The sequence below is a fragment of the Microbacterium sp. CFSPD4_SD4 genome (assembly GCF_057364585.1).
The window spans coordinates 252466-265478 of the sequence record NZ_JBNFOC010000001.1 but is presented as its reverse complement, the minus strand read 5'-3'; the positions used below and the strand labels follow the sequence as shown (position 1 = coordinate 265478).

Here is a 13013-nt window from a genome sequence, read left to right as displayed (position 1 = left end):
CTCAACGCCGATTGAGCATGTTGCTCATTTTTCTCCGATGCCGTGCTGCTAGGGTTTGGCACTATGCCTGGACTGGACCGGATCGACCTGGAGCTTCTCGCGGCCCTCGCCGACGACCCGCGCGTGACGATCGTCGCTCTCGCCGAGCGCATGAGCCTGTCGCGCAACACCATCCAGGCGCGGATGGCCCGGCTGGAGCAGAGCGGCGTCTTCCTCTCCTACGAGCGCGCCTTCTCCCCCGACGTCCTCGGGTTCCCGCTGCAGGCGTTCGTCAGCATCGGCGTCCGCCAGACCGAGCTCCCCCGCATCATCAACGAGCTGGCGCGCATCCCGGAGGTCGTCCAGGCACACGGTCTGAGCGGCTCCATCGACCTGCTGGCGCGCGTGGCGTGCCGCGACGCCCGTCATCTGTTCGACACGGACGCCCGGATCCTCTCGATCGAGGGTGTGGAGCGGACCGAGACCTCGCTCGCCATGGGTGAGGTGATCCCGTTCCGAGTGGCCGGGCTCATCGGCCTCGCCCGACGGGAATCCTGAGGAACCGACGGATCGCGCCGGCCGCTTCCGCCGGCGTCTCATAGTGGATCAGGTGACCCACCTGGGCGATCTCGACGAGAGACGCGTCGGGGAAGAGCGTCACCAGCTTCCGTTCCGCCTCGATCGGGGTGATGTCGTCGCGCTGTGCGGCGATGAGGAGCGTGGGCACGTCGATCGCGGGGGCGAACTCCCTGACGTCGTGCGAGACGCTCGCGACGAAGGCGTCGTGCAGCACGTCGCGATCGGAGAACCGCGAGAAGTAGGTGTCGTGCTGGTCGTGGATGAAGCGCCGCAACTCGGGGTCCCGCGTCTTCGCCATGGTCATGCTCATCACGCGGACGATCATCCGATTCCGCAGCAACGCGGTCCCGATCCGCGGCGGGAGCTTGGCGCCGAGCGCGTAGTACAGCACTGCGAGTCGGGTCATGACGCCCTTCGGACCCTCCAGCGCCGGTGCGCCGATGGGGTTCACGAGGATCAGCCGCGGCGTCTCGAGCCCTCCGGCCACGGCGGCGGCGGCCACGATGGAGCCGAAGGAATGGCCGAGGATGACCGCCCCCGGCGCTGTCGCCGCGGCGAAGTCGGTCACCCATCCCGCGTACTCCTGCAGGTCGTGGCGACGACCGGGCAGCGGGGCGGATTCCCCGAATCCGGGCAGATCGGGCGCGAGCACGCGCAGCTCCGGAAGGAAGGCGAGGACCGACTCGAGACCGTGGTGCTCGCCTCGGAAGCCGTGAACCGCGATGACGGTCGTCTCGGCGTCGTCCGGACCGTAGACCCAGTACGCCGTCGTTCCCCCGCGCACCTCCACCTCCTGGCGCTGCACCGGAATCCGGCTCAATCGCTCCGCATACGGGGAAGGCACACTCATGGTCCGAGTCTACGAGCCTCGGCACTCCCGCCTTCCCGACGGATACCCCCGGGGCGTCCTCACCGTCTTGTCAGTGGCGTGGGTTAGTGTCCAAGAAGCCCCGGCCACCCGGACGAGGCGCAGCAAGGAGTGTCGGTGCAGTTCACATCCACGGACATCGAGCAGGTGGAGTCCACCTGGCAGCAGTTCGTGCCCTCGGCGACCCTCCAGGACGTGGACCCCCGCCGGTTCCGCTTCGACTGGCGCTCGGTGGAGGCGGCGTCCATGTCGCTCGTCCGCTATCAGCTCGCGGCCCAGGTGCACTCCCGCGCCGAGCCGGAGGATCAGCTGCTGGTGTGTCGCGTCGATGCCGCCGACGCCCGGATCTGGTCGGGCCGGCAAGGACTCGACGCCGGTCAGCCATGGCTCACGGACGGCGTCCGGGTCGAGGCGAAGTGGAACCAGGTCGCCCGCGTCCGTGCTCTCGTGTTCGATCGCGCGGCGGCGCGCGACTCGATCAGGCAGATCACCGGCGACGACCGCCTCGAGCTCCGCGCCACCGGACTCGCTCCGCACACGCGGGAGGACGGGGCACGGTGGGAGCGGATGTTCTCCTACATCGACGGCTCGTTCGGTCCGGATGGCGCCGACCCCCTCATCGCCGCCGAGCTCGAGCGCCACGCCCTGCTGCTGACCATGTCGGCGTTCCCCACCACCTTCAGCGAGTCGCTGCACCGTCCGGCCCAACGCTCCGCGGCGCCGGCCTCGGTGCGTCGCGCCCTCGCGTTCATCGAGGACAACGCACACCTGCCCATCACGGTGGACGACGTCGCGGCGGCCGCCTTCATGTCCACCCGAGGCCTGCAGTACGCGTTCCGTCGCGCGCTCGACATGACACCGAACGAGGCCCTGCGGCGCGCCCGGCTCGACGGCGCGCATCGGGATCTGCGACACGGCAAGGGCACGTCGGTGTCCGCGATCGCGCGCCGATGGGGGTTCAGCAACGTCTCCCGCTTCGCCGTGGCGTATCGCGAGGCGTACGGGAATCCGCCCGTCCTGACCGCTCTATGACGGCCGACTGACACCGCGCGCATACTCTGTTCGCACCGGACGGCGCGTCGCCCTGATGCGCACGATGTCGTGCGCAAATTGGCTAGAGTCCAAGTATCCCCGGGAGCGGTCTGCCGTCTTCCCCCCACGTTCCCAAGGAGCGCCATGAACATTCCCGCAGCCCCCGCCGCGAAGGTGGGCTGACGATGGGCAGCCTGTATTACGGCGACACCCAGACGCCGATCCAGATCGAAGACCGTGCGCTCGCGCACCTCAAGGTCGTGATCGCCACGAAGTTGCGGCGGAACGAGAGCTTCACGCTCTCCTGGCGCCACCCGGAGGGCGATGCTCCCGGCCGGTCCACGCTGTGGCTGCACCCGTCGATCCCGCTCCGTTTCGTCTTCGACGAGGCCGAGACGCCCGAGCTGAGCCGGCGCTGGATCGAGGAGCTCGCGCACTCCGCGAACTCGAGCGGGGGCATCACCCTCGTCGAGGAGCATCTCGAAGGCGCGGACGTCGTCTGACGAGAAGGGCCGCGGGTTCTCCCGCGGCCCTTCTCCTTCCTGTGTGCGTGCGCTCAGAGCCCGTCGTCGGAGCTCGAGCTGACGGAACGCCGGGTCGTGGGCTCGCCCGTCGCCGGGTCCACGTACGTGCGCGACACCGTCTCCGTGCGACGCCGACGCGCGAGGAGCACGATGCCGATGAGGAAGATGATCACGCCGGCACCCATGAGGATGTAGCCGACCATGTCCAGGTCGACCCACGGCACGTCGACGTTGATCGCGAACACGAGGATCGCTCCGATGACGAAGAGCGCGATTCCGCTGCCGATGCTCATAGTCTCTCCCGTTCCCGCGGCGCGGTGCCGCTCTCGGGGAGCATGTCAGTTCGCCACGGCCTCGAGGAGGGGCTTGACACGGCCGCACGCAGGTCTTTCGCAGTGGGGTCAGGCCGCGGCGGTCTTCGGCTGTCGTGCCCAGAGGTCCGGACCGAAGACCTCGTAGTCGATGCGGTCCGGGGCGATGCCGCGTGCCGTCAGAGCGTTTCGGATCGCCTGCATGAACGGCAGCGGCCCGCAGAGGAACACGCGCGGTGTCGGCGGGAGGTCGATCTCGGCGAGATCCATCCGGCCGGAACGCACCGCCGGGCCCTCCGCTTCACTCGCCGAGTACCAGGTCAGGGTGCGGACGTCGCTCAACCGCTGCGCGTGGGCGCGCACGTCCGAGACGAGGGCGTGGGTCTCCGGCTCGCGGTCCACGTGGAACAGGCGCACCGACCGGTCGGGACGCCGTCGCGCGAGGTCGCCCACCATCGCTGCGACGGGCGTGATGCCGATTCCCGCCGAGATGAGGACCAGCGCGTCATCGGAGTCATCGAGAAGCAGGTCCCCGGCAGGCTGGGAGACGTCGAGCACCGTTCCGACGTGGGCGTTCTCGTGCAGCCAGGTCGACACCTGCCCGTCTGGTGCGCCGTCCGCGCCGCGCACGCGCTTCACGGTGACGCGCAGTGAGGCCTCGGGCGTCGACGAGGAGATCGTGTACTGCCGGGGCTGGCGCGTGCCGTCAGGGAGGTCGACGGCGACGGCCACGTACTGCCCGATGCGATGGGGCGCTCGGCGACCGTCCACCGGCTCCAGGCTGAGGGAGATGACGTCGCGAGCCTCCTCCACGCGGTCGACGACCCGGTGCGGTCGCCACGGGTTGTCCGGGTCCGTGCCGGCGTCCGCGTAGAGCCGCGCCTCCTCGGCGATGAGGGAGCAGCCGAAGAGCCAGTACACCTCGTCCCACGCCGCATGCACTGCCGGCGTGATCGCGTCGCCGAGTACGTCATCGACAGCGGCCAGGAGATAGCGGCCCACGATCGTGTACTGGCGCGCCGAGATACCCAAGGAGACGTGGCGGTGGGCGATGCGTCGCATCACCGGGGAGAAGTCCGGCGCGTCCGGATCGATGAGGTGCACGGCGAACGCCACGACGGACGCCGCCAGCGCCTTGGGTTGATCGCCCTGGACCTGATGCGCGCGGTTGAAGACGTTCAACAGCTCAGGATGCGCCTCGAACATCCGCCGGTAGAACAGGGCGGTGATCTCGTCGGCGTGTGCGGCGACGACGCCGGCGGTGGCGCGGACGATGACTTCGGAGTCCGTGGAGAGCTGCATGACTGCCTTTCGGTCGGTGTCCGTTCAGCCTCTCGACGACGAGCGCGCCACGCCGCCGCGGATACCGTGGAAAACGGGGCCGCGGCGCGCGGCCGCCCTTCACCTCACGTAGCCGTACGACTCGACCCGCGGGAACGCGAGCCCATCGCCGTCGCCGGTCCACACGCCGGTGAAGCGCAGCACGACGCTGTCTCCGGCATCGAGCGGCCCGTTCCACGTGACGGCATTCCCCGCGACGGAAGGGCGACCGGAGGTCGCCTCCAGGGTGGACGCCGCCCAGGTCGAGTCGTCGAGGAGGCCGTCCAGGCGGAACGCGAGCGCGCTCTTCGTCGAGTCGACCTCGCCGTTGTTGAGGAACTGCATGGTGTACGTCACGGTGTCCCCCACCTGGGGATCGGTCGGACTCATGTTGAACGTGTACTGGAAGAAGAGACACGCCGCCCCGACGCGCTGCGTGAGAACGCCGGTGCTCTGCGTACTCGACGCCGCCGGATCCGCGGACGTCGACTCAGCATGAGCGGCGGAAGCGAGCACCGCCCCGCCGAGCGAGAGAGCGGCGGCGAGGCCGAGGGCGGCCGAGGTACGGGCGAGGAGCGTCTTGGTCATGAGAGGTGCCCTTCTCCGACGCGCTGCGGCATCGATGTCGTCGTCGAGGGAGAGCCCCTCGACGACGACAGGACGCTGAACGGCGCGATCGATCACGCGACGACGGTGAAGTCGTCGCGTGATCGATCGGCGTGGCCCCTCCCGGCCCTCAGTCGCCGGTGCGCGAACCCGAGACCCGGTGACGGACGCCGAGCGCCACGACTCCGGCGAGCAGCAGCAGCGCTCCCAGGAGGATCGGGCCGGTCGGCCCCTCGGCCCCGGTCAGGGCGAGCTCACCGCCCGGCGTGGGCGGAGGAGTGACCGCGGTCCCGTTGGTGAGCACGACCGCGACCGTCGCGTCTTCGGCGATCGTGAGCGTGGCACCGCCGTCGCCGCCGTCGACTCCGGCGCCGGCGAAGCGCGGGCTCTTCCACGTGACGCCCTCCACGGAGCTCGGCGCCTTCTCGCGGAGCGTGACGACCGTTCCCGCCGGCAGATCCGCGAGTCCGTCGCTCTTGCCAGCGCGGAGCGCGAGTTCACCGGCGACAAGTTGTCCCGCGAGCTCGTACGAGTACTCCACCGTGAACGTCTGGTCCGCAGGGACCAGCGACGCGCCCGGACCCGTGACGTTCTTGGTCACCGTGAAGCCTCCGACCGGCGGCGGCGTGACCGTCGTCGGGTTGGTGAGCGTCACCGCGACCGTCGCCCCCCGCGGGATGGTGACGGTCGCGCCGCCATCGGTGATCGCCACACCGGTGCCGGAGAAGACCGGCGCCTGCCAGGTCACGCCGTCGACGTCCGCCGGCGTGACCTCAGACAGGGTGACGACCGTGCCCGCCGGCAGATCCTTCAGGCCATCGGTCTGCCCGGACCGCAAGGCGAGCTCGCCCTCCACCGCCTGTCCTGCGCGCTGATACGAGTAGGCCACCCGGAACTCGCGGTCGTCGGGCACCAGAGCCGCGCCGGCACCGCTGACCTCCTTGGTCACGGTGAACCCGCCGACCGGGAGCACCCCTTCGCCATCTCCCCCGCCCTGGGAGTAGATGACCGGTGTGCTCTCGGTGACCCACCGGGAGCCGGTCACGGTGTTGTGAAACGCATCACCGGGACGGACGTCAGTGGGCAGTGCCGTCTTGTAGCGGAGCACGTAGATCGCGTCGGCGACGATCGGCGCGTTCACTGTCACCGTGAACGACTCGGAGCTGACCTCCGTGACGGTGAAATCGCTGCCCGACTGCAGCGCCGTGGACACGGTGTACTTGCCTCCCGCCCAGTCCTTCGCGAGCACGTACGCCACGGTGACGGACGCGGGATCGAGCACGAGGCCGGCTGTGAACGTGTCGGTGAGCGTCGGGGCCTCCCCGGCCAGCGCGGAGGACGGGATGTTCACGCCCCATGCGATGTTCCGACCGTCGAGCGTCACGTCGCCCCACTTGGTCGGGGTCGTCGGCGCCGGGAACTCCGGGACCGGTCCGATCCCGCCGGGGACGTCGACCGGGACGACGGTTCCGCCGCCTGTCGTGAACGGGATCTCCGTCAGCGTGGTCTCCTCGTCCGCCCTGGCGCGGAAGTGCAGGGTGCCGCTGACGTCGGTGTGGCTGTCCACGTAATCCGTGAGCGTGCACACGAGCTCACCGGTCGACACCTCGCAGGTTCCGACGGTCTGGCCGTCCGGCGCCGTCAGGGCGAAGGAATCGCGCACCCCGGTCAGGCTCGGGCTCGTCGGAAAGGCGAGGCGGAACGTGTCCCCCGCGGTCGCCGTGTCCGGCACTGCCCAGGTCGCTTCGAACGCGATCCGGTCCCAGACCTTGATCTGGTCGGTGGGTTCGGTGATGGTCAACGAGGTGATCCCCGTGACCTCCGCAGCGCGGGCCGTCGCCGGCGTCGCGATGACGGCCGCCAGGGCCGCCAGACAAATCGCGAGCAGAGCACCCACGAACGTCGTCAGGCGCGTTCCCCGCGCGCCCGATCTGATTGCATGCTGAATGACTGGCACTTTCGACTCCCCAGATGATCGATGAACTCGCGCGGATGGCTTCTTCCTCGCGAGTGATGTCCCCAGGAAGGGATGCAGAACGACGCGTTCTATTACGCGGTTCGGCCGAACGGGTTTCTCGCGGCACACGCAATATGCCGTGATCCTGCGGAAAACGGCGTCATGAAACGGTCACCTCGTCATCTCTCCTGTGACGGATCGCTTCCCCTTCCGACGCGTCCGTCCGTCTGTAGAGGCATTCGCCGTCTACCTGGTGCCGGGGGCATCGTTGTCTCTCCCCGCTCCCGGCACCTCCTTTCGCAGCGCATCGATGCTCCAGCGATAGCGCTTCAGCCCCGCGAGCAGGATCGCGGCGGCCGTGAAGACGAAGACCGGGTACCGGAACGGTGCGAGCGGCCCGAGGAAGGCGAGCATCGTCACGCCGAACGTCACCGTGAGCAGCGCGGCGACTCCCGCCGCCAGCTGGGTCCACAGCCCGACAGCCAGCAGCAGAGCGAGGATGGTCTCCAGAGCCGTCGCCAGGACGGCCGCCGTGTCCACCACCACGTCGACGGGGACAGGGACGAGCTGCGCGGTGTACGCACGGAAGATCGTCCACGACCCCCACGACACGCCATCAGCCCCCGGGCCACCGAGGACTCCGAAACGGTCGGCGACCGCGAGGGCAAAGCTCGCCGCGATCGCGAGACGCAACGCGAGCTGCCCCACGTCCTCGATCCGACGACGCGTCTCCGCGTTCGGCACACTCGTGGTCGACATGGCTCCTGCTCCGATCCGGAGGCTGACGGGCGTCGCGACCTCCAGAGGAGAGACGGGAGAGCGCCGCGACGATTACGACAGACGAGGCCAGGGAGTAGGGCGGGTCGGACTTGAACCGACGATCGTTGGGTTATGAGCCCACTGCCTTAACCAGCTTGGCCACCGCCCCGTACCGCCCAGCCTAGCGGGGGGAGGTCTCACGCCTCGCTCGCCTGCGTGTGCGTGGCCACGTGTTCCAGGTAGATCGCGGCATTCGCCAGCAGCGCGGCGCGTTCGTCGTCGGAGAGCGCCCTGCGCACCTTCGCCGGCACGCCTGCCACGAGGGAACCCGGCGGCACCTCGGTCCCACCCAGCACGACGGCACCGCCGGCGATCAGGCAGCCCTCTCCGATCACGGCGCCGCTGAGGACGACGGCCCCCATCCCGATGAGAGAGCCGTCACCGATCGTGCAGCCGTGCACGACAGCGTTGTGCCCGATCGACACCCGTGACCCGACGAGGACGGGATGCCCGGCGTCGACGTGGATCGACACGTTGTCCTGCACGTTGCTGCCAGGACCGATGACGATCGGCGAGGAGTCACCGCGGATCACCGCGTTGTACCAGACGCTGGCACCGGCTCCGAGAGACACCGCACCGACGATGCGGGCGCCGTCCGCGACGAAGGCGGTGTCGTCGAGCTCGGGGGTGCGATCCGGGAGGGCGAGGACGGAGGCTCCGGCAGCGATGCTCATGAGGCGAGACTACCCTCACTCCCCCGGAATCACGCGGAAGTGAGTGGAGCCTCAGCTTCCTTGCGGAATGCCTGAGCCTGAGTAACGTTGTACTCGTCAGACAGAGAACTTCATTCGGAGGAGCAAGAAGATGAGCAAGGCCCAGACCGTTTCCACCACCGCCATCGACCCGACTGTGGCCGCCGGTGCGGCGCAGTTCCTCTCCCCCGTCGTCCTCGGCCTCCAGGCGCTGACCGTCAACGGCAAGCAGGCGCACTGGCACGTCCGCGGCGCCAACTTCGTCGGCGTGCACGAGCTGCTCGACACGATCGTCGCCCACGCCGGAGACTTCGCCGACACCGCCGCCGAGCGCATCGTCGCTCTGGGCCTTCCGATCGACGCGCGCGTGAACGCCGTCGCCGAGAAGGCGGGCGCCACCGGCGTTCCGGCCGGCTTCGCGCAGTCGGACGAGCTGATCCGCGCCGTGATCGCCGACATCGACGCGATCCTCGTCGATGTGAAGGCGGCCGTGGAGGGCCTCGACGAGGTCGACCTCACGAGTCAGGACGTGGCGATCGAGATCCAGCGCGGGCTGGAGAAGGACCGCTGGTTCCTCGTGTCGCACATCGCGGCCTGACACCACGCACACGACGAAGGGCGGCTCCGATCCGGGGCCGCCCTTCGTCGTGTACGCGCCGCCTCAGGCGACGTGCGTGAGGCGACCGCCGAGCAGCGTCGTGGTGACGGGCATCGTCCGGAGCCCCGCCGCGTCCGCAGTGCGAGGATCACTTCCGAGGATCACGATGTCTGCGCCCTGACCGGGGCGGAGCGACGTGCGGACGCTCGCTTCGAGGGCCTGATCCAGCGTCACCCGCTCCTCCGGATGCCAGGCGGCCCGGTCGTCGTCGGTCCGCCAGACCGCCGCGGCGATCGCATGCCAGGGGTCGAGCGGCGCGACCGGCGCATCGGAGCCGAAGCGCACCTCCGCACCCGCCGACAGCAGCGAGGCGAGCGGGTAGCCGATCGCGGTCTGCTCCGCCCAGTGGTGCTCGACGAGGTCGCGGTCGTCCACCGCATGCTGGGGTTGGACGCTCGCGCGCACCCCGAGCCGGCCGAATCGGGCGAGGTCGGCGTGCCGCACCAGTTGCGCGTGCTCCATCGACCCCGTGGCACCGGAAGCGCCGAACGCGTCGAGGGCCGCCGTCACGGCGCGATCGCCGATCGCGTGCACGGCGACCTCGATCCCCGCTCCCGCCGCAGTGGTCAGCAGCGCCGTGAGCTCGTCCGGAGGCACCGTCAGCACCCCGAAGTTCGCGGGGTCGCCGGGGTAGGAGTGTGAGCACGCCGCCGTACGGGTGCCGAGCGAGCCGTCGCTGATCACCTTCAACGACCCGACCCGCACGAGGGACCCGACAAGCCCGGTCGGATCCGTCACCGCAAGGCGCTCCCCCGTGCGGAGGCCCGCGGCGATCGCCCGATCGAGATCCGCCGGGTAGAACGCGAACTCGACACGGTGCGCGGCGAAGCCCGCGAGGATCCGTCGCGGCCAGGCATCGGCGTTCCACGCCATGTCGAAGTCGACCAGACCGGTCACGCCCCGTGCCGCGGCGGCCGCCCCCGCGCGGATGACCGCCTCATCGCTGTGGGCAGGATCGACGGCATTGAGCCGCCGGGAGATCTCGAACGCGTCCTCCTCGCGGAGCAGACCGTCGTCTCCGCGGAAGCCTTCGCGCGCCAGGGCCGCCGAGTTCAGCCAGACGCTGTGCACGTCCGCATTGATCAGGTAGGTGGGCACGACGCCCGTCTCGGCATCGAGCGCGGCCACGGATGGCCGATCCGGCCACAGCGCGTCCCGGAACCCCGTGCCGATCCGTCGGCCGTCCGGCAGCACGGGCGCGTCGCGCATCAACCTCGCGGCCCCGGCGGCCGAGTCCGCCGCGCCGAGCGGCACGCGCTCCGCGGCGAGGGCCCACTGCACAGTGTGCACATGGTTGTCCCAGAGCCCCGGCACCGCCCAGGCACCGTCGGCCTCGATGACCTCGCCGCGCGCCGGCAGGGCCCCGGTCGGCGCGATGTCGACGATGCGTGCGTCGGCGAGGTGGAGGTCGACCGGCTCATCATCCAGCAGGAACTCCCGCCCCGGACCGACGGGGCGGACGGCACGGACCGTTCCGACCTCGACTCCGAGGGCGCTCACGCCCTTCCACCCGTCCGTGCGTCCTGTGCACGACGCATCTCCGCGGCGAGGGCGGCGTTCGCATACGGCCCTTCGGCATGCAGCGCCGCGATCACCGCCTCGATGGTCTCCGCGGGCTTGTTCTGGCTCAGCTTCCGCTTGGCGACGACCTTCGTCGGGGTGAGGCGGAAGCCGACCGTTCCGGATTCGAGTCTTTCGATGAAGGCCGCGTCGTTCGGACGCTCCCACATCAGGCGCGGGTCGGGCAGCCGCGACTCGAACCGCGCGACCAGGGCATCGAGCACACGGAGGTTCTCCGCGGTGCTGAGGATCTCGGGAACGCCCGACAGGTGCACCGCGGTGTAGTTCCAGGTCGGGACCGCGGGAACGTCGCCGTACCAGCCCGGGGAGACGTACCCGTGCGGCCCCTGGAAGGCGAGCAGGATCTCCCGCTCCCCCAGGCCGTGGATGGCGTCGTCCGGGCGGCCCACGTGCCCCACGACCGTCAGATCATCGCGGTCGTCGTCGAGGAGGACGGCATAGTGCGAGGCGACCAGACCGTCCTCAGGCGCACTCACCACCGTCGCCCACGGGTTGGCGTCGATGACGCGGCGGATCTCGGCCACATCGGCGAGCGTGAAGCTCGGATTCTGTCGCATGGATCCCAGCCTAGAGCGGCGGGAGCCCCGGGGATCCCGCCCTCAGGCCTGACAGCGCGGGCACCAGTACAGCTTGCGGGCGCCGATCTCCTCCAGCGCGATCTCGGTCCCGCAGACCCGGCACGGCAGGCCGGCCCGGTGGTAGACCCAGTGACGATCGTCGCGGCTCGCCATCGCGGCGCGGTACTGCTCGGGAGACAGCCCGTCCATGGTCATCATCTGACCCGTCTCCACGCCGATGGCCAGCAGTCGCACCCAGTCATGCCAGAGCGCCCTGACGACATCCTCCGGCACGTCGCGGCCGGGCGTGTGCGGGTTCAGCCGCTGCCGGTAGAGCATCTCGGCGCGGTACACGTTGCCGATGCCGCTGACGACCGCCTGGTCCATCAGCAGCAGCGCGATCGGGGTCGGCTTCTTCCGCACGGCGCGGACGAACCGCTCCTCGTTCTCCGCCGGATCGCCGACGAGCGGATCGGGACCGAGCTTGGCCACCGTCGCCAGCATCTCCTCGGGAGTCTGCAACACGCAGGCGGTGGGACCGCGCAGGTCGGCCACCGTGATGTCGGTCATGAGGCGCAGCCGCACCTGACCCACCACGGGCGGCGGCCATTCGTCGACCTCGTCGGTCAGCCCCTTGGTCTGCTCGGACATCCGCACGTGGACCCTGGCGCGCCGCGGCGCCCCGATCGAGGCGAGGGAGTTCTCCCCCGCGTCGTCGAGGATCGCCTCGTCGAGAGTGGTGCCGCGCTGATTGGTCTGGCCCATCCTGCCGTTGGCCGACGCGATGGTGGGGTCGACGAGGATCTCCCCCGCGAAATCCCAGGCACCGTAGAGACCGAGATGCACGCGCAGCCAGAGGTCACCCTCCGCCTCGAGGAACATCTGCTTGCCCACGGCCTGCACGCTCACGGCCTGGCGTCCGTCGAGCACCGCGGCGCCCTCGGCGAAGCGTCCCTGCGGGCTGGAGGCGCTCATCGTCTTGCCGACGAAGTTGCGATCGAACTGCCGCGCGATGCGGTGGACGGAATGTCCCTCGGGCATGTCAGGCTCGGGGGTCCGGGAGGAGCGAGCCGTCGCGCTCGAAGTCGGCGATCTGTCCGATGCGCCGGACGTGCCGCTCGTCGCCGGAGAACGGCGTGGCGATGAACCGGTCGATGAACGCCGTGACCTCGTCGTAGGTGTGCTGACGAGCTCCGATGGAGATGACGTTCGCGTCGTTGTGCTCCCGCGCGAGCTCGGCCGTGGAGAGGTTCCAGACGAGCGCTGCGCGGACCCCGGCGACCTTGTTCGCGGCGATCTGCTCGCCGTTGCCCGAGCCCCCGAAGACGACGCCGAGCGCCGGCACCCCTGTCGCCTGATCCACGACGACGGCCTGCGCCGCCCGGATGCAGAAGGCCGGGTAGTCGTCGAGCGCGTCGTACTCCACCGGACCGTGGTCGATCACCTCGTGCCCCGCGGCGCGGAGATGCTCCTGCAGCCGGGTCGAGAACTCGAGTCCGGCGTGATCGGTGGCGATGTGGATGCGCATGG

Annotated in this window: 15 protein-coding genes and 1 tRNA gene; 4 read left to right on the top strand and 12 right to left on the bottom strand. The window is 69.9% G+C overall.

All coding sequences use genetic code 11. The features are described from left to right. Positions 1-63: 63 nt before the first annotated feature. Positions 64-537, top strand: coding sequence for an Lrp/AsnC family transcriptional regulator (locus tag AC2W7E_RS01335; protein ID WP_025103414.1), 474 nt, complete (start codon positions 64-66; stop codon positions 535-537). On the opposite strand, the gene AC2W7E_RS01330 is transcribed toward AC2W7E_RS01335, so the two are convergent. After that, positions 509-1408: an alpha/beta fold hydrolase gene (locus AC2W7E_RS01330; RefSeq protein ID WP_485988396.1), complete on the bottom strand. Its 900-nt coding sequence runs from the start codon at positions 1406-1408 to the stop codon at positions 509-511. The genes AC2W7E_RS01335 and AC2W7E_RS01330 overlap by 29 nt on opposite strands. A 135-nt stretch (positions 1409-1543) precedes the next feature. On the opposite strand from AC2W7E_RS01330, the gene AC2W7E_RS01325 reads away from it, so the two are divergent. Both AC2W7E_RS01325 and AC2W7E_RS01320 read left to right on the top strand, forming a co-directional pair. Beyond that, positions 1544-2458, top strand: a complete 915-nt coding sequence (locus AC2W7E_RS01325; RefSeq protein WP_085607936.1) for a helix-turn-helix transcriptional regulator — start codon at positions 1544-1546, stop codon at positions 2456-2458. Between the two features lie 185 nt (positions 2459-2643). After that, positions 2644-2961: a DUF7882 family protein gene (locus AC2W7E_RS01320; RefSeq protein ID WP_060921991.1), complete on the top strand. Its 318-nt coding sequence runs from the start codon at positions 2644-2646 to the stop codon at positions 2959-2961. A 53-nt stretch (positions 2962-3014) separates the two neighbouring features. On the opposite strand, the gene AC2W7E_RS01315 is transcribed toward AC2W7E_RS01320, so the two are convergent. The 7 genes from AC2W7E_RS01315 to AC2W7E_RS01285 all read right to left on the bottom strand — a co-directional run bounded on the left by AC2W7E_RS01315 (position 3015) and on the right by AC2W7E_RS01285 (position 8669). Further along, complete coding sequence (locus AC2W7E_RS01315; RefSeq protein WP_025103410.1) at positions 3015-3275, bottom strand: DUF6458 family protein; 261 nt, start codon at positions 3273-3275, stop codon at positions 3015-3017. 108 nt (positions 3276-3383) lie between these two features. Then, on the bottom strand, positions 3384-4595 hold the full coding sequence (locus AC2W7E_RS01310) for a globin domain-containing protein (protein WP_485988395.1): 1212 nt from the start codon (positions 4593-4595) through the stop codon (positions 3384-3386). 99 nt (positions 4596-4694) lie between these two features. Next, complete coding sequence (locus tag AC2W7E_RS01305; RefSeq protein ID WP_485988394.1) at positions 4695-5297, bottom strand: hypothetical protein; 603 nt, start codon at positions 5295-5297, stop codon at positions 4695-4697. A 52-nt stretch (positions 5298-5349) separates the two neighbouring features. Further along, complete coding sequence (locus AC2W7E_RS01300; RefSeq protein ID WP_485988393.1) at positions 5350-7116, bottom strand: DUF5979 domain-containing protein; 1767 nt, start codon at positions 7114-7116, stop codon at positions 5350-5352. Positions 7117-7422: 306 nt separating this feature from the next. Next, a complete protein-coding gene (locus AC2W7E_RS01295) occupies positions 7423-7935 on the bottom strand; it encodes a hypothetical protein (protein WP_485988392.1) in 513 nt (170 codons plus the stop codon). A 95-nt stretch (positions 7936-8030) separates the two neighbouring features. Then, positions 8031-8104 (bottom strand) — tRNA-Ile (locus AC2W7E_RS01290). A gap of 28 nt (positions 8105-8132) precedes the next feature. Then, positions 8133-8669 carry a gamma carbonic anhydrase family protein gene (locus tag AC2W7E_RS01285; protein ID WP_338566029.1) on the bottom strand — a complete coding sequence of 179 codons (537 nt, stop codon included), beginning with the start codon at positions 8667-8669 and terminating at the stop codon, positions 8133-8135. Between the two features lie 130 nt (positions 8670-8799). On the opposite strand from AC2W7E_RS01285, the gene AC2W7E_RS01280 reads away from it, so the two are divergent. After that, positions 8800-9285, top strand: a complete 486-nt coding sequence (locus AC2W7E_RS01280) for a Dps family protein (protein ID WP_025103404.1) — start codon at positions 8800-8802, stop codon at positions 9283-9285. A 63-nt stretch (positions 9286-9348) separates the two neighbouring features. Here the strand turns inward: AC2W7E_RS01280 and AC2W7E_RS01275 are convergent, their stop codons facing one another. The 4 genes from AC2W7E_RS01275 to AC2W7E_RS01260 are packed head-to-tail and all read right to left on the bottom strand — an operon-like array spanning position 9349 to position 13011. Then, entirely contained in the window at positions 9349-10845 is a 1497-nt protein-coding gene (locus tag AC2W7E_RS01275) for an amidohydrolase (protein WP_485988391.1), read from the bottom strand. After that, a complete protein-coding gene (locus AC2W7E_RS01270) occupies positions 10842-11483 on the bottom strand; it encodes an FMN-binding negative transcriptional regulator (protein WP_025103402.1) in 642 nt (213 codons plus the stop codon). Before AC2W7E_RS01270 ends, AC2W7E_RS01275 begins: the two co-directional genes overlap by 4 nt. Positions 11484-11525: 42 nt before the next feature. Continuing rightward, on the bottom strand, positions 11526-12524 hold the full coding sequence (locus AC2W7E_RS01265; RefSeq protein ID WP_025103401.1) for an Fpg/Nei family DNA glycosylase: 999 nt from the start codon (positions 12522-12524) through the stop codon (positions 11526-11528). Between the two features lies 1 nt (position 12525). Continuing rightward, a complete protein-coding gene (locus AC2W7E_RS01260) occupies positions 12526-13011 on the bottom strand; it encodes a ribose-5-phosphate isomerase (protein ID WP_060922011.1) in 486 nt (161 codons plus the stop codon). Positions 13012-13013: the final 2 nt, after the last annotated feature.